At 60.2% G+C, this 16,602-nt stretch carries 15 protein-coding genes and 3 pseudogenes; 7 read left to right on the forward strand and 11 right to left on the reverse strand.

Annotated elements, in window-relative coordinates:
• Window positions 1-22: 22 nt before the first annotated feature.
• The 8 genes from FEZ63_RS06710 to FEZ63_RS06745 form a co-directional block, all read right to left on the reverse strand.
• The gene (locus FEZ63_RS06710; RefSeq protein WP_150942867.1) at window positions 23-895 is read right to left on the reverse strand and encodes a polysaccharide deacetylase family protein; all 873 of its coding nucleotides are present in this window, start codon (window positions 893-895) and stop codon (window positions 23-25) included.
• Between the two features lie 31 nt (window positions 896-926).
• Window positions 927-1,604, reverse strand: coding sequence for an aspartate/glutamate racemase family protein (locus FEZ63_RS06715; RefSeq protein WP_150942868.1), 678 nt, complete (start codon window positions 1,602-1,604; stop codon window positions 927-929).
• Between the two features lie 5 nt (window positions 1,605-1,609).
• Window positions 1,610-3,415 carry a M28 family peptidase gene (locus FEZ63_RS06720; protein ID WP_201274102.1) on the reverse strand — a complete coding sequence of 602 codons (1,806 nt, stop codon included), beginning with the start codon at window positions 3,413-3,415 and terminating at the stop codon, window positions 1,610-1,612.
• A gap of 8 nt (window positions 3,416-3,423) precedes the next feature.
• Window positions 3,424-4,581 carry a M20 family metallopeptidase gene (locus FEZ63_RS06725; protein WP_150942870.1) on the reverse strand — a complete coding sequence of 386 codons (1,158 nt, stop codon included), beginning with the start codon at window positions 4,579-4,581 and terminating at the stop codon, window positions 3,424-3,426.
• A gap of 2 nt (window positions 4,582-4,583) precedes the next feature.
• Entirely contained in the window at window positions 4,584-6,227 is a 1,644-nt protein-coding gene (locus tag FEZ63_RS06730; protein WP_150942871.1) for a M24 family metallopeptidase, read from the reverse strand.
• Between the two features lie 120 nt (window positions 6,228-6,347).
• Window positions 6,348-7,223 (reverse strand): ABC transporter substrate-binding protein, encoded by an 876-nt coding sequence (locus tag FEZ63_RS06735; RefSeq protein ID WP_150942872.1) that lies wholly within the window; start codon window positions 7,221-7,223, stop codon window positions 6,348-6,350.
• 24 nt (window positions 7,224-7,247) lie between these two features.
• On the reverse strand, window positions 7,248-8,024 hold the full coding sequence (locus tag FEZ63_RS06740) for an amino acid ABC transporter ATP-binding protein (protein WP_150942873.1): 777 nt from the start codon (window positions 8,022-8,024) through the stop codon (window positions 7,248-7,250).
• A complete protein-coding gene (locus tag FEZ63_RS06745) occupies window positions 8,021-8,902 on the reverse strand; it encodes an amino acid ABC transporter permease (RefSeq protein WP_150942874.1) in 882 nt (293 codons plus the stop codon). The genes FEZ63_RS06740 and FEZ63_RS06745 overlap by 4 nt, the downstream gene beginning before the upstream one ends.
• 280 nt (window positions 8,903-9,182) lie before the next feature.
• Between FEZ63_RS06745 and FEZ63_RS25110 the strand changes: the two are divergent.
• Window positions 9,183-9,342: pseudogene (locus tag FEZ63_RS25110) on the forward strand (IS6 family transposase); the annotation flags it as partial.
• An 11-nt stretch (window positions 9,343-9,353) separates the two neighbouring features.
• On the opposite strand, the pseudogene FEZ63_RS06755 reads toward FEZ63_RS25110, so the two are convergent.
• Both FEZ63_RS06755 and FEZ63_RS06760 read right to left on the reverse strand, forming a co-directional pair.
• A pseudogene (locus FEZ63_RS06755) lies at window positions 9,354-9,475 on the reverse strand (malonyl-CoA decarboxylase domain-containing protein); the annotation flags it as partial.
• Between the two features lie 161 nt (window positions 9,476-9,636).
• Window positions 9,637-10,533 (reverse strand): MurR/RpiR family transcriptional regulator, encoded by an 897-nt coding sequence (locus FEZ63_RS06760; protein WP_244622677.1) that lies wholly within the window; start codon window positions 10,531-10,533, stop codon window positions 9,637-9,639.
• Between the two features lie 111 nt (window positions 10,534-10,644).
• On the opposite strand from FEZ63_RS06760, the gene FEZ63_RS06765 reads away from it, so the two are divergent.
• From FEZ63_RS06765 to FEZ63_RS06785, 5 genes are all read left to right on the forward strand, one after another.
• Window positions 10,645-11,664, forward strand: coding sequence for an ABC transporter substrate-binding protein (locus FEZ63_RS06765; protein ID WP_150942875.1), 1,020 nt, complete (start codon window positions 10,645-10,647; stop codon window positions 11,662-11,664).
• Window positions 11,665-11,752: 88 nt separating this feature from the next.
• Complete coding sequence (locus FEZ63_RS06770; RefSeq protein WP_244622678.1) at window positions 11,753-13,090, forward strand: amidohydrolase family protein; 1,338 nt, start codon at window positions 11,753-11,755, stop codon at window positions 13,088-13,090.
• A 5-nt stretch (window positions 13,091-13,095) separates the two neighbouring features.
• Window positions 13,096-13,923 carry an ABC transporter ATP-binding protein gene (locus FEZ63_RS06775; protein WP_150942888.1) on the forward strand — a complete coding sequence of 276 codons (828 nt, stop codon included), beginning with the start codon at window positions 13,096-13,098 and terminating at the stop codon, window positions 13,921-13,923.
• Complete coding sequence (locus FEZ63_RS06780) at window positions 13,920-14,681, forward strand: ABC transporter permease (RefSeq protein ID WP_150942876.1); 762 nt, start codon at window positions 13,920-13,922, stop codon at window positions 14,679-14,681. Before FEZ63_RS06775 ends, FEZ63_RS06780 begins: the two co-directional genes overlap by 4 nt.
• A 16-nt stretch (window positions 14,682-14,697) precedes the next feature.
• On the forward strand, window positions 14,698-15,462 hold the full coding sequence (locus tag FEZ63_RS06785; RefSeq protein WP_150942877.1) for an ABC transporter permease: 765 nt from the start codon (window positions 14,698-14,700) through the stop codon (window positions 15,460-15,462).
• Window positions 15,463-15,718: 256 nt separating this feature from the next.
• Here FEZ63_RS06785 and FEZ63_RS25115 read toward each other — a convergent pair.
• Window positions 15,719-15,886, reverse strand: a pseudogene (locus tag FEZ63_RS25115) (IS6 family transposase); the annotation flags it as partial.
• 204 nt (window positions 15,887-16,090) lie between these two features.
• Between FEZ63_RS25115 and FEZ63_RS06795 the strand changes: the two are divergent.
• On the forward strand, window positions 16,091-16,602 hold a 512-nt coding region (locus tag FEZ63_RS06795; protein ID WP_150942878.1), incomplete at its 3' end, for a M20 metallopeptidase family protein.

Genomic DNA, 16,602 nt, shown 5'->3' on the forward strand with positions numbered 1-16,602 from the left:
TCTGGTCTCTGCCGGCACCGCTTCACGATTCCTGATTGGTGCGTTCGCACCGCTCATAATGAGCCGCAATGTCGCGCCCGGTAGCGATCCAGACATCGTCGAACTGCCGCACATGCGTGAGGAATTGGTCAAGGATGCGGATGCGCATCGGACGTCCCGTCACCTGTGGATGCATCACCATCGTGGTCACCCCGCCCCATTCGCGTGTCTGATCGAATTCGTCGCGCCAGATCGACAGCACGTCCTCGCGACCAAACATCGCGCGCGGGCTTGTGCGGTGGGTGAGTCCGTAGCTCCAGTCGTCAAAGCTGTAGTTGACGGGGATTTCGATCGGTCCGGCACCGGAAGGCAGCACATGCCGATAAGGCCGAATATCGTCGCGGAAAGAGCTCGAATACCGGATGCCGCGCGACTTCAGCAGTTCGAGCTGCTCGACACAGGTCTCGCCCCAGGGCGCGCGGTAGCCGGTCGGAGAGATGCCGAGAACACGCTTCATCGCATCGATGGCGCGATCCATCTCTTCGATCCGCGTCGCTTCGTCAGCCGTGTCCGGGCGCAGATGCAGATAGCCGTGATGAGCGATCTCGTGACCGTCGGCCAAGATTGCCTCGCAGGCGGCCGGATGTGCGTCGATCGACCAGCCGGTCACAAAAAAGGTTGCTTTGACCTCATGGCGCCTCAGCACTTCGAGGATTTTTGGAATGCCGACGCGTGCTTCGTAGCCGCCATAGGACATGGTGACGAGCCGCTTCGCATTCTGCGGGTCGGCGCCGAGCCAGACCGATTCGGCGTCGACATCGAAGGCGGGGAACAACGCGCATTGCGTGCCGTTCGGCCAGGGGTATTCCGGAGCCGCCGGTGCCGGGTTTGAAGGTCTGGTCGCAAGCAGGTCCATGATGAGATTCCCTCAGGTTGATGGGCGGATGTTAGCTTCTGCCTTGTGTCTGCATGATCTGGGCGAGTACAAGCCCGGCCGCGGCCTGCGTCGGATCGACGACGGGGAGTCCCACGGCGCGCTCCAGCGGCGCCACATACCGGGCAAGACCGGCCGCGGCAAACAGCAGGGCTTCAGCTCCGGCATCTCGCAAGGCGAGGCCTGCCACGATGGCGCGCTCGGTTACGAAATCAGGATTCTGCAGCTGGTCATAGGTCAGGCCGAGGCCGCGATGCCCTGCAATGCGCGCCGCGACGCCCATATGCCGCGCAACCCGCATGCTCTTGACGCCCGGCCCGGCAGCAACGCCAATCGTGCCGACAAGCTCTCCGAAACTAAGGGCTGCGGCGAAGCCTGCCTCGCCAATGCCGACGACGGGCTTCGAAGTCAGACCGCGCGAGGCGAAGACGCCGGGATCCGAAAAACAGGCGACGACAAAGCCGGCGGTCTCCTCGCGCGCAGCTTGCCTTTCGATGAAGCGCAGAACCGCCGGGGCCGCGTCGTCGCTATCGCGTGCCGTGCTGATGCCGCGCGGCCCGTCCTCCAGAGTCAGGCAGTTGATCTTGGGCATTCCGTCACGGTCCACCCATGCCAGGCTGCGGGCAATATCTTCCGTGATCCCCGTATCCGTGCGGCTCGACGCGTTGATGACGTGGATAATCCGCTGCATGGCTCCTACCTCCAAGGCCCCTGGCCGGCGACGACAGCCATGCTCGTCGTGTCTTGCCGGCCGCCTTCTGCGATCATGCGGAAATCGTCGATCAGATTGCGGGCGGCCTCGAGCGCGTCGGTGATCGACTGGCGCAGGCGCATCAGTTTTGTCTTCAGCAGCCGTGCCTGGAGCGTATCCGCCGGAAGCGTACGATAATCCTGAAGGCAGGCCAAAGCCGGAACGGGCTGGGCGAGCGTGCTGACGCCATAGCTGTCCTGGCCGTAACGGCCGATTGCCGAACTCGTCAGAAAGGTCAGAAGTCGGCTCAGGCGCAAGATCAGCCGGTTTGCGCGGATCCGCACAGCATCCGGCGCCGTCGCGGCTGCTCCATCGAGATAGGCCTCGAACCAGCCGATCTCACTCTTGAGCGTTGCGAGCGCCATCGGGATCCGCGCGAGGTCCGCCGGATCGCTGCCGTCGCCGATCATCGCTGCGAAGCGTTCTTCGAGATCGGCGAGGCGCATACCGAAGCGCTGCGGCAGGACAGGCTTCGTGACCAGCGCATGCACATATCGGGAGCACCAGTCGAGATCGGCTTCCAGCGCCGCCTCGTCCACCACGTCGATCGTGTCGAATTCCGTGTGGTTATACCACCCAAGCGTTGCTCCGTTCTGGTCCTTGACCACTGCCGGGCTGTAGCTGTGCCGGCCGGTCGCGGCGGAGACACCGACACCGAAGAAGGACTGATCACCGACACGGCGCAGCGTCGTCACCTTTTGCGGAAGCGTACCGGCGAAGACCGCCTTCGACATCTCTGCCGAGAAATCTGCTAGTTCGGGGCAGGAATTTATGTGGAACTCCTCCGTCCCCTTCATGCCGACGGAGTCGATGTTCACATAAGCGACCGCATCACGGTTAATCCGCTCCCAGTGGCTATCGACGAAATAGGTCGACCCAGCGGCTTCCGCGACCTCATGTCCGTTCCAGAAGCAGAAGACCACCGAGCGCCGTAATCTGTCGCGCTGCCGTGAGAGCAGGTGCGCGATCTCCATCATCACGGACATGCCGGTGATGTTGTCGGTGACGCCGGGATTCCAGGAATCGATATGACCGGAGACGATGACGAACTGGTCACGTTCCGGAGCATCCGCTGGCGCGTTCAACCAGGCAAGCGGCTGATAGAGCGTACGCCAGAGGCGGCTTGCGGTGAGGCGGATATGGAGCGTGACCGGACCCTGCGCCATCTTCCGGCGCAACATGATCCCGTCGGAGCGCGATATGCTGACCCCAGAAATGCGCGGAATGTCGCCCCAATTCTCAGGCGTCGGATTGCCCCAGACAGATTTCAACGCACGCCAGGGGATTTCCTTTCCTTCGTCGCTGCCCCAATTCATGAGTACGATGCCGGCTGCACCCATCGACGCCGCGATGCGCGCCTTTTCCGGTGTTGCGGGTGCATAGGACACTTCGGCGAGCACAAACTTCCCGCGAACATCCTTGCCGTCATAATCGGAAAGCCCTCCCGGGCCGACATCGATGAGCTCGGCAATCAGGCCAGCCTCCGGTGTCGGCTCGGCATGAAGGCAGGGCCGCGCCGTGATCGGCGTCCCGCCCGGGTCATCGAGCGCGACAAAGGCTTCGCCAATGTCGCTGTCGAACGTTTCAAACGGCTGCAGGCTTGCATCGAGACCGTAGGAGGAAAGCGTCTCGACCACATACTGACCGGCAGCCAGATCCTGTCCGCCGCCACTCTTCCGATTGGGGAAGTTGGTCCGCATGTGATGCACATGCCGCATGACCTGAGCAAAGGAATAGTCGAGCGTGCTCATGCGGGATGTCATGGCATGGGCCTTTCATGCGAGGATTTCAGAAAACGGATCGCAAAATCGATGTAGAGGTCGCGGGCGAGATGAAGCTGATCGAGGTCGACCCATTCGTCGCCGGCGTGCATGTTCGCACCCCCCGGCCCGAAAAGGATTGTCGGGATGCCTGCGCGCCCTGAAAAGATATTGGCATCCGAAACGCCGCGCCCGAAGGCGAGGTCCGGTTCCTTGCCCAGAACGCTCCGATAGGCGTCCGCGAAGCCGGATACGAAAGGATGGTCGCGCTCGAGCAGAAAGCTTTCATAGCGCGGCTCGCGGACCGTTACGCTAAAGCAGGCCTGCGAGTTCAGCCGGGCAACCAGCCCCTCGATGAGCGTGACAGCGCCGTCCACCGTTTCGCCTGGCATGAAATGCCAGTTGATCGTGAAGGTGCATGTGTCTGGAACGCGGATCTCGTAGCGTCCATCGCCCGCGGCGACATCGAGCACGCAGTGGCTCGCCCTACCGAAATCCGGGTGGGAAAAGCGCTCCAGCCCGTCTATCGCAACCAGCAGCCGGGCAGCCTCGATCACCGCGTTGACCCCCTGCTCGGGACGCGAACCGTGGGCGGAACGCCCCTTGACCTCGACCCGCAGATTGATCTTGCCCATGGAGCCGATCACGACATCTTCGAAATGCGGCTCGCACATGATGGCAGCGTCGATGCCGCGGTCCTTGCGGATGAAGGCATTCGCGCCACGCGAATAGGCCTCCTCGTCAGCGAGTGCGGAAAAGATCAGCCGGCCGCTCCACTCGGCGCGCCGCCCGTGCAAATCACGGACGGTTTCCATGGCTGCCGCAAGCCCGGCCTTCATATCCATCGTGCCGAGGCCGTAGAGCCTGTTATCCTCGATGCGCGGGGCGTGCGGCTCACGCGTCCAGCCGGAAGCGATGCCGACCGTGTCGCAATGGCCGCCAATCCAGAGCGTCTGACCATCGCCATTGCCGCGGATTTCGACAACGACATTCTTCAGCCCGCCATCGACCTCCTCGATCTCCGCCGTAATGCCATGACTGGCAAACCAGTGGGCAATGCGGTCCTGAACGGTCGCTTCGTCACCTGAATAGCTTTCGATCGAGACCAGTTCCTCGAGCAGCCCGATAAGCCTGCTGTCATAGACGCTGTTAGCCATTATCATGCCTCGGCCGTGAACGGGATCGCGCCGCTCTCGGTGACGAGATAGCCGTCCTCGATCGCTATCAGGATCTCTCCGATTGGCCAGACATATTCCGTGCAGCCGAGCATACCCTCTTCTATTGTCTCGGTGACACCGGGAAGAAAATAGACCGAAGAAATCGTCTGGCGCTGGATCGTGTGGCCGCAATCGCGCAGATAGCTATCGACATTCATGCCTTCCGGCAGAAGACCGAGGCGGCGCAAATCCGCCTCCAGCGGGCGCAAACAATCGACGCCGACGGCGTGTACCTCCTGCCCGGTCATTCCCGGGCGAATGGCGGGGATCAGCTCATCGACGAGAATGGTCCGTAGCCGATCATGCAAGGCCTCGATTTCAGAATCGGCGCAAATTGTGCGCGCGATATCCGAGCAACCACGCAGACAGCCGAACGCGTCTGCGACCATCAGACCCATATCAAACTTGATCGTCTTGTCACGAGTGCTGACCGGATAATCACCTGCGGTCGCCGGCAGGAGAGTTCGCGCGCCTGAATGCACGATGTCGAAATAGGATGACACGCGGTTCTCAAAGCCATAGCGGCGAGCAAAGCGGCGGACAGCCTGATGATAAACCGCGACGAGATCGCGCTCGGTCAGCTTTCCCTCGGCATTGCGCGTCAGGAGCGCACGCGCTGCTGAAATTCCTTTCAGAACGGCATTCGCCGCGAAGATGAAGTAGACGAGATCATCGCCTGCCCGGCGATCCTGCCAGCGGCGCAGCACATAAGCGGCATCCTCCAGCTCCAGCTCCGCTTCCGCCAGCGGCAGATAAATGCCGGTCGCGAGATGGTCCTTCTGGAAACCGATCCGCTGCGCCCCTGTCGCCAGAAGCGCCGCGGCAAGGCCGTCCGCCCGGCCTGCGGGAGCAAAACCCACGCCGTCAATCGCCCGCGCCGACAAAAGGAGGATCGTCGTTTCGTCCGGGTTGAACAGCGCGGAAATGCCATACTGCTCGATGACCGCGGAAGGGAGGCCAGTGAACATCTCGACTTCATGCGCCGCTGTGACGTAGAGCGCCTGAAATCCCCTTTCGCGGCACAGCGCGTCAAGGGGCGCGAAACCTCGGTTATGGGCCGTCATGGCCGCAACCAACGCATCACCGTTCCGCAGCCCGGCGACGAACGGCGCAAAACGCGCAGCATCGGCATCGCGGGTCGCGATCCATAGAGCTTCGATATCGCTGCGCGTTTTCCTATAGACGAATAGCTCCGCCGAATCCGGCAAGTCAAACAATGTCACAGGACCGCTATCAGCGAGCATCTCATAGCGACTGACGGGAAGCGTGGCTTCGCAAGCAATCGCTTCCGGGCCGGTGATCTTGCGCACGGCCTGCGCAAAACTCGTGACTGGCGCGCTCATGTCCCTGTCCCAGGAAAAATAGCGGCCATAGCTCTCCGCGGTGACACCAGGCGTCATCACGCGGCAAGCGTCGGAATCCGCTTCGCTGACAACGGCCGAAATCTTGCCGCCTTGCTCTATCACGACCGGGGAAACATTGAGCGGCGATCCGCGATAGATCCCTGGATAGGTCAGCTGATCACCTAACTCGAATCCGAGACGATCGATCACGCGATCAAGGCTGGCATAGAGTCGAGCCGTCATGAGCGGCCATCCTTTTGCAGAATGTAAAGGGCCCCGAATTCCCCAGGACCGCTTTTCTTTCGATCGAATGGCCGCCGCGTTTGCTCACACGGCAGCCGGCAGTTCCTCAAGGGCGCCGCATCATTTGCGGCGGGGCTCGACATTGATCATCGTCGCCTTCACTTCCGCATAGGGCATCTCCCACTTTGCGAAGATCTTGGAGTAAGTCCCATCAGCGATCATGGCGTCGACGGCATCGGCCACCACGTTGCGCAGTTCCGTATTCGCTTTGGAGAAACCGAAGCCGGCATAGTCGACGGCGATGGGGTCGCCGATCAGCTTGAACTTGCCGCGATCGGCCGATTCCTTCTGCTCGTTGAGATAGCGGATCGCATCGACGCCCTGAGCGGCCGCAGCCGCACGCTTCTGGAGAAGTTGCAGGCGCGCATCCGCCGTCTTGTCGACAAGCACATATTCGACCGCGGGCAGGCCCTTTGCCACGCAGACCTTCTCATTAAAATCCCTCAGGCGGATGAGGAAGATACCGTTGCGATTGACGGCGATGGGCTTGCCGCACGCGTCTTCGACCTTGTTGAGGCCGGCGCCCACATCCGGCATGGTGAAAAGCTGCGTGCCTGTAGAGAAATAATCCACGAAGTCCGTCTTCTCGCGGCGGGCCGGGATATCGGTCATGCCTGACGCACCCATATCGATGCGGCTGGTATCAAGCGAGTTGATCAGCTGGTCGAAAGACTGTTCCTTCCACTCGATCTTGAGTCCGAGACGACGTCCGATCTCCTCAACGAGATCGATATCGAGGCCCTTCAGTTCGAGCGTTGCCGTGTCCTTGTACTCAAGCGGCGGATAGGTAGGACTGGTGCCGACCACCAGCTTTCCGGCATCTCGAATTCGCGCTGGAAGCTTGCTGTTCAAGGCGTCCTGCGCAGTGGCCGCACCACCCGACAGTACGATGGCGGCGGCGAGCGCGCCGCTGAACAATGCTTGCTGCATCTTCATGTCTATTCCCTCTCTCGTTGTGGATCAGCTTGGCTCGGAAACGTTGAATCGCTGCAGGAAATCGCGCGTGCGCTGCTTCTGGGGCGTTGCGAACAGATCCTCCGCCGGGGCGCACTCGATGAGCTGCCCCTGATCCATGAAGGCGATGCGGTCGCAGACGTCGCGGGCGAAAAGGAGCTCGTGGGTGACGACGACCATTGTCCGACCCTGTTGCGCCAGTTGCCTGATCGTTTCAAGCACCTCGTCAACGAGTTCGGGATCGAGTGCGGAAGTCGGCTCGTCAAAAAGCAGGATTTCTGGATCCATAGCCATGGCGCGGGCAATCGCCACGCGCTGCTGCTGGCCTCCGGAAAGCTGGACAGGATAGCGATCATACAATCCGGCAAGACCCACCTGATCGAGAAGGTGGCGACCTTGCTCCCCCGCGTCCACCCGCGACAACTTTTTGACGATAATCGGTCCGCTCGTGACATTCTCGAGCGCGGTCATATGCGCGAAAAGGTTGAAGCGCTGGAACACCATTCCGATGCGCATGCGCTGAGCGGATTGTTCACGATCGCTCAGTTCGCGAAGATTGCCGCGTTCGAAGCAATAACCAACGAACTCGCCGTTTACATAGAGATCGCCGCTGTCGATCGTCTCAAGGCTGTTGAGGCAGCGCAGAAAGGTGCTCTTGCCGCTGCCTGAGGGTCCGATGATCCCGAAAACTTCGCCTGGCTGAACGTCGAGACTGACGCCGCGAAGCACGCTCACCGAACCGAAAGATTTGCGCAAGTCACGCGCGAGAATGGCGGGGATCATGCGCCGACACCCTCCTCTACTTTAAGTTTGCCGGAAGATTTGTTAAGCGACCGACCAAGTCGGTTTTCGAGAAGGGCCTGCCCGAGGCTGAGGAGTGTGACGGCGAAGAGATAGTATATCGAACAGACGATCAGCATTTCGATGACACGGTTGTTGACAAAATAGATCATCGACGCGGTGTGCATGATCTCGTGATAGCTGATCACGGCCGCGAGCGAGGTGTGTTTCAGCATGCCGATCACCTCATTGCCGATCGGCGGTGTGATGATGCGCAGCGTCTGCGGTAGGACGATATGGCGCAGGACTTGAGGAGCGCGCATGCCCACAGCTTTTGCCGCTTCGATCTGGCCGGAATCCACTGAAAGAATGCCGGCGCGAATGACTTCCGCCGTGTAGGCGCCCTGACAGACGCCGAGGCCAAGAAGTGCGGCGAGAAATGGCGTCATCACGTCGACCGTGCGCGCTTCCACAAGCCCAGGGATTCCAATTACGGGGAAGATCAGGGCAAGGTTGAACCAAAGAAGAAGCTGAAGATAGACAGGCGTGCCGCGAAAGAACCAGATGTAGCCGGCAGCGACCGCATTCGCCACCGGATTGGATGACAGCCTCATCAGCGCGGCGAGAAGGCCGAGCGCGATGCCCAACGCCATTGCGAGGACCGTCATCAAAAGCGTGTTGCTAAAACCGATCATGATCGCCTTGGCCGTCAGGAATTGGCCGACATAAGACCATTCAATCTGACCGTAAGCGAATGCCCGGAAAACGAGCGAGAGTAGGATGACGCATACCACAGCGGTGACCCATCGCATCGGATGGCGCAGCGTCACACGTGCGACATTTGTCATCGTGGGAAGATCGCTTTCGAGAGAAGTCGTCATCAGTTCCGACCTGAGCTTTCTGAAGCGTATTCCGTGTACGCAGCGCCGTGTTCTTAGCGGACGCTTAGACGAGGAAAGTCCCACAAAGGACGAGATGATGTCAACTATAGAGATCAATATCCCAATATATGGGATGCGGAATCTCTATGGTACTCTCGCGGTGGCTTTGGGTTCCGTCGCAAATTTGAAGTGGGGACTGCTGCGTTAACCGGTGTGAGGTAACCCGGGGAGGCCATTTGAGGAGTCGCTCTGTTGTCGATTCACGCGCCGCCGCTTTCCGGTGGAAATCATCCTGTTGTGCGTGCGCTGGTACTGCAAGTACGGGATCACCTGATCTGGCCGAGATGATGCAGGAGCGTGGCGTCGCGGTCGACCCAAGCACCATTTTCCGCTGGGTTCAGCGCTACGCTCCAGAGATCGAGAAGAGGGTCCGCCGGTACCAAGGTCATTGGATATCATCCATTGCTTCGTATCGGATGATCTTCTCCAGCAGGTCTGCGGGCGTGATCCAATCGATGCGCCGCAACACCAAAGACCTGATTTAAACCAAGAGGAAAAGAGGTGAGCCAAGTCCGCGGTGAATTGACCACTTCCCACCCTTTGCAGCCGTCCTCAGGCATTCCGCCTGCGGGGTTCCTAGTATTTTTTGCATCACTTCAAATTTGCGACGGAACCGAACACACTCTTCGAGACCTTGAGCTCCCGTCGCGTTGGCTCACCCTGTCGCGGAAGCCTCACTGCTTCTGGCCCGCATCCGCTCTGCCGACCTCAATCCAGGGCAGGGCGCAGGATGTAAAGGTTTCGGCGCGTTGCACCGAGGCCGGGGTGCGGTGCGACACAGCTGCGAGAAGGGATTCGATGAGGGAAAGCGCTGCCGCATTCGATACCGACGCGAAGTGCCGCTCAGAGCAGGCGTAGAGGCTCACCTGTGCAAGCGCCGCGAGAGGCGAATGATGAGTGTCTGTGATGGCGAGCACCGGGATTTCACGAGACTTCGCTAAAGCCGCGAGACTGATCGTATCCTTGATGTATCGCGGAAAGGCGATTGCAATTACGAGGTCGGATGCATCAAAGCGCGACAGATGGCGTACGACCCCCAGACCCCCGTCTCCGTTAGAAACACGCGCGACATTGTCCTTCAGCTGCAGCAGTCCGTTTGCTAGCACCTGCGCCAAGGCCGCGCCGTTATCGAATCCGACTACGAAGATCCGGTTCGCCGCGATAATCAACTCGACGGCCTGCCGGCAGGTCATCTCATCAAACATCGCGATCGTCTGTTCGAGATTGGCGATATCCTCTCTTAGGCAGCTGACGACGATCTCATAGCTTGTAGAAGCCTTCGAGATCTCCCGCTCAAGGCGCTTCACGGGCTCATAGGCTGAAGCGAAGCTTTGAATCAGGTTGGCTCGGAAAGTCGGATAGGTCTCGAACCCAATGGCACGCGCAAAGCGGTTGGCCGTCGCCACCGAGACGCCGATTGTTTTCGCGGCGGCATGACTGCTCATACGCGCGACGTTGACCGGCTCCGCGAGGACCAAATCTGCAAATGCCCGCAGGGCACCCGTCATTGTGGGATATCGCTGCCGAATCCGCTCGAGAATGGTCATGTCGGCATACTTTTTAGCGCTCATGCTTTAGCTCTTGCACAAAATCTCACCAGCTCGCCAGTTGTGCCCTTTGTAACATGTGGTAGTCTATTTTTGTAACCGTTGGTTCACAACGGCAGGCGAAGAGGGTTTGCCATGAGGCAGAGTCGCCGTCATTTGCTGAAGGCCTTGGCAGTTTCCGGGCTGGTCGTGCCTCTCTGTCCGGGGCTGCTATCCGCCCAGGCGAGGACTAAAGTCCGGGTTCAAATTGGATGGATCCCGAATGTCCAATATGCTGGCGAATGGATTGCGCTGAAGCGCGGATTGCTCGCTGAGCGTGGTCTCGATGTTGAATGGTATCCAGGCGGGCCAAACGCGCTGCCTTCCCCGGTGATGCTTGCCGCCGGAAAAGCCGATCTCGGCTATTCCACTTGGTTCCCGTTTCTCGATGCCGTTGCCCAGGGAAACGACCTGGTGATGATCGCGGCCGTCTTTCCAAAAAACCCTCTCGGAATCATCTCGCTGGCTAAAAAACCGATCCTTGAACCGAAGGACCTTGTAGGCAAACGCATCCTCGCCCAAGGCGCGAACGAGAAGACTGCGATCGAGGCGACTCTTTCTCTCGCCGGTCTTCCGATCCAGTGGACGCAGGTGCCGGCCGGTTTCTCACCGGAGCCGCTGCTCGCGGGAGATGGCGACGGCTACACGGCTTTCGGCACGAACCAGACCATCATTCTCGAACGTATGGGGCTCGTCTGGGGCAAGGACTTCCATTTTGTGAGCTTCGACGAACTGGGCTTCAGGACCTACGGCGCCGTGCTGATCACCACCCGGGCCTATCTTGAGAACCATCGGCCCCTGGTGATTGCCTATCTGCGTGGCATCATCGCCGGGTGGAATCAAAACGAAGCCGATCCCTCAGTTGCCGCGCGTCTCGCGGTCGAAACGTTTGGAGCCGATCTTGGGCTCGAACTTGCCCAACAGACACGTCAAAACGAACTGCAGATCCCCCTCACCCGCTATGAAGGCACGGATCGGCCTCGGCTCGCTCTCGATCGCGAGGTCATAACCGGTCCGATGTACAAAGCGGCGCGTGCGACGGGGAGAAACAATCTTCCGGATGTCGACCGCATCGCGGACTTCACGATCGTCTCTGAGGCTCATCAAGGCTTATAGGTTTACCCACATGGCTTCCCCCCTCGACGCCGCGATGCACGGACCGGCAAGTGTCGATATCCTTTTGCGCGGATGCGACGCGGTCACGATGAATGACGGCGGCACCGTGATTCCCGATGCCTCGATCGCGATTTCCGGTGGACGGATCGTATGGATTGGTCCTTCGGCCGATGCGAATAGCCTGCCTGAGGCAACCAATGTGATCGACGCCGCAGGGCATATTGCGCTCCCGGGGATGGTCGACGCCCATGTCCACACAGCACAGCAGCTGCTGCGCGGGAAGCTGGCAGAACTGAGCCGGAAGGGCCCACTCCGTAACCCGCCGTGGAAAAACTATTACGTGCCCTTCGAGGGACTGCTCGAACCGGAGGATGTTTATCTCAGCGGCCTCGTCGCCTACACGAACATGTTGATGGTGGGCACGACCTGCTTCGCGGAGGCCGGCGGTCCACATCCTGATGAGATGGCACGCGCGGCGGTCGATGTCGGTATTCGCGGCTTCGTCTCGCTCTCAACAGTGGATCAGAATACCGGAGTCGCCGGGCGCGCTGTGCCGGATTCCATGGTGATGTCCACGCAGCAGGCCTATGACCGCAACGTCGCGCTGGTGAAACGCTGGCGCAACGAGGAGCGTGTCAAAGCGTGGTTATCCCTGCGTCAGATCATCGTTTGCTCGCCTGAACTCATCACGTCGCTCTCAGACGCAGCCAAGGATATGGGTGTGAAGATTCACACGCATCTCGCCGAGGGAACCTATGAGGTTGATTACGCCCTTGAGCATTTCGGCAAGCGGCCGACCGAATATCTAGATGATCTCGGCGTTCTGGGCAGGCACCTCCATTGCGCGCATTCAGTGATCCTCTCTCCCAACGAGGTCGATCTGTACGTCAAGCACCGTGTCTCAGCCTGTCACTGCGCCTTTGGAAACTACGGAATCGGGATACCGCGGCTGCAGGAAATGTGGCGACGTGGCGTCGATATCGGCTTGGGCACGGACGGAGCGGCTTCCGCTGGCACACTCGATGTATTTCAGGTGGCACACGTCGCGCGCGTCGGTCAGCAGGCAAGCGTTGGACACCAGTTCCACACCCGCGTACCGATGAGTGCTGAGGAATTGCTGCGCATCGCGACCCGTGGCGGCGCCCGTGCCCTCGGAATCGACGATCAGATCGGCAGCATTGAGGTCGGCAAACGTGCCGATGTGATTCTGGTTCGCGCCACGGATCCAGACCAGATTGGCGCGCTCGACCCGCTCTTTATTGCTTCAACTGTAGTCGTTGGACGCGACGTCCGCACCGTGATCGTCGACGGGCGTATCGTGATGAAGGACCGCGAAATCCTTACCGTCGATATCGAACGCATTCGCGATCGTTTGGTTAAACGACGGCCGGAGATCATGGCGCGCTTCGACGCCTTGGTCGCATGAAAAAGATGAGAGGTCGCTTGTCCACTGTCCATCCCGTTCCTTCGGTGGGTCCTCAAGCGCCAACAGCAATTAGCGTCAGCGAAGTGACGAAGAAGTTCCGTCTCGATGACGGAAGGGAGCTCACGGCTCTCGAGGGAATGTCGCTCGAACTCACTACCGGCTCTTTTGTGGCGCTCCTCGGACCAAGCGGGTGCGGCAAGAGCACCATCCTGCGGCTCGTCGCATCCCTTGAGGTGCCGTCGAAAGGAGTGGTCGCAATCAATGGGCAGCCGCCGGCGGAACTCGCCGCTAGCCACCGTCTCGGGGTTGCCTTTCAGGACCATGCCTTGCTGCCTTGGCTCGACGTCCGAGCCAATGTGGAATTGCCATTTCGCGTCGCCGGTCAGGCTGTCGACCGACGGCGAGTTCAGGACCTCATTGATTTGGTGGGTCTTGCCGGTTTCGAGTCCGCCCGGCCCAAACAACTCTCGGGCGGAATGCGCCAACGCGTCGCCATCGCCCGAGCTCTTGTGCTGCAGCCGGAAGTCCTGCTTCTCGACGAGCCGTTTGGCGCGCTCGACGCTGTCACGCGTCGGCAGATGAACATCGAGCTGCAGCGAATCTGGTCCGAACGAAGGATCACCACGCTGCTCGTCACCCATGCGGTCGACGAAGCGTTGTTCCTCGCCGACCGGGTCATTGTGATGAGCGGTCGTCCGGGTCGGGTCGTGCGCACCCTCGATGTGCCCTTCGCACGTCCGCGACAACCCGACGTCATGCGGAGCAGCGAATTCCACCGTTTGTCCGATGAACTTACCGACGCGCTTGATTCTCCCTCAGGTTCGCTCGGATGAGAAAGATCCGCTCGGAGCGTGCGGTCTCAATCCTGCTCGGTATTACCGGAATCGGGCTCTTCCTCGCGCTTTGGGAGACAATCGGGCAGTTTCGTCTGCTCGGTCTGAGTTGGCCTCCAATCACCGACGTACTGGCTTTTCTTCAAGACCCAAGCCGCTGGCCGTTGTTCTCGCGCGCTCTGGGTGCGACGCTGGAAGCGCTGGTTCTCGGCTACATCATTGGGCTGTTCGCGGGCGTGCTAACCGCCATGGCGGCCTATCTCCTACCACCATTCAAGCCCGGTCTCGATCGCACCAGCGCCTTTATCCACGCGGTTCCATCGATCGCGCTCGCACCACTCCTCATCATCTTCCTGGGACGCAACTCCACTCCCTCGGCGCTCGCAGCGCTCAGCACTTTCTTCGTCCTCTATGTCGCGACGTCATCAGGTCTCGCCTCGACCGAACGACAATGGGACGACCTGCTACGGGTCCTTGGGGCGTCACGGCTCGTCCGGTTCCGACGCCTCAATTTCCCGGCGGCGCTGCCTACGATCGCAAGCGGCATGCGGCTCGCCGCACCAGCGTCGCTAATCGGTGTCATTGTCGGGGAATGGTTCGGTGCGCCGCGCGGCATTGGCGTTCTCATCATCAACGCGATGCAGAACTTCCAAATTCCGCTGCTTTGGAGCGCCGTGCTCCTGACCGTACTCGTTTCGTTAATGCTGTTCGGTGCGCTCGGATTTTTCCACACGTTGATGGCCGAGAGGTTCCGGTGAGAGAGGAGCACCGCGCATGAGCACGCGCGCTACCAGTGCCCGGGCAATCACGAGCCTCGCTGGACTCTGGGGCATCGCGGCAATTCTAGCTGTCTGGGAAATTGGGGTCGCAGTCTCCGGCATGAACCGGATCGTTATGCCTCGTCCAACCGACCTCCTGCACGATATCGTTGCTCATCCGAGCGTCTATTTCGTGAGCACGGCGCAGACGTTGATGCTGGCGGCCGGCGGGCTTGTATTGGGTATGGCGATCGGCACGCTTCTCGCGATCCTGACATGGCTTTCGCGCATTCTGTCTGGACTGCTTACACCGCTCAGCCTGATCTTCGCGTCAGTACCGGTCGTTGCGCTTATACCTGTGCTGGCCCGCATCTTCGGATACGACGTCCGTACCGTGCTGGCGATCGTCGTCATCATCTCGTTCTTCCCAGCCTTCGTCTTCACGGCGGCGGGTTTGCGGGCCCTGCCTGCGGGAAGCGACGATCTCTTCCGGGTGCTCGGAGCCGGCATCTTCCGCCGCCTCTGGTTCCTCGCGATCCCGGCGGCGGTGCCCGAATGGGCTGTCGCTCTTCGGCTGGCGGCCGCAAACGCGATTCTGGCCGCAATGGTAGCGGAATTCCTGATGGGCACGAGCGGCCTCGGCAATCTCTTCCAAGCCGCGAGAAATGACCTCGATATGAGCCGCGCGCTCGGCGCGAGCGCCGTCGCGACCGTAATATCTATTGCTTCGTTCCTCATGGCCTCTGCGTTTGAACGAAAGGTCCGGACGTACTGGACCTGATTGTTGGGTCATCACGCTGGAATTTCACCATCGGATTCCGAACAGAGAGAGCCTAGGGGAACCTGTCTCGGCGCCGGGGCAGAGAAACTGAGAGCCGCCAGGCGAGTTTCCGAAACCAAGTGCCTCTCATCTCGCTTGGCTTGATCCCGAGGCGGTGGTGGCCCCAGAATCGGTGCCCGCATGTTGTCACCAGTTGCACCAGTTCTGTTGCAAACTTTATCTGGAGCTACGGGTAGGGCGAGATTGCAATGCTGGTTCATGCTGCCGCGAGGATGGCGAACTGCCCGGACAATGAGGGACTGGGATTCAAGGCGGACCTGCCTGCCGTTTGCGCATCATCTGAACCAGTTCGATGCCGGCAAGAATGGCATCAGCCGAGCATCGGCCGAACACGGCGCTTAATCCGCCGATGATTTTGCTCGATAAGCGCGCAACGGTCGCCACCCCGAAGGTGACCAGTGAGACGGTGGCCGATGCCTCCCCATCAGTTTTTGCAATGCCCTACCCTGGGGTTTTTATTTGCACCCTCGTCAGGAGGGACCCACACTCGTCCTGCATTTCACTGACGCTGGTCTCCGCGGCGACCGGACCGGCGCCGAAAACTTGCTCGTCGCGCGCGATAGGGAACATGTCCTCACCTCTTCTTAATGACGTCAAAGCAGCCATCGACGAAATCACCCGTGAGATCGAACCCCGCCTGATCGAGTTGCGGCGCGACATTCACTCCCATCCGGAACTCGCCTTTGAGGAGGTTCGAACTGCCGGGATTGTGGCGGATGAACTGACACGGCTCGATATTCCTCACCGGACGGGCATTGGAAAGACCGGTGTGGTTGGAATTATCGAAGGCGGAAAGCCGGGACGCACGCTTCTCATTCGCGCCGACATGGACGCGCTTCCCATTCACGAGGATACCGGACTCTCTTTCGAGAGCAAGAACCCAGGAAAGATGCACGCGTGTGGACACGATATCCACACGACAACACTGATCGGCATCGGCGCCGTATTAAAAAAACTGGCGCCGACGCTGAATGGCACCGTGAAGCTGATGTTCCAGCCGGCAGAGGAAGGGCTTGGCGGCGCCGCCGCGATGATCGAGGACGGCGTGATGGAGGGTGTCGACATCGCGCTCGGAATGCA

This window comes from Microvirga brassicacearum (genome assembly GCF_008757455.1).
GTDB lineage: Bacteria > Pseudomonadota > Alphaproteobacteria > Rhizobiales > Beijerinckiaceae > Microvirga > Microvirga brassicacearum.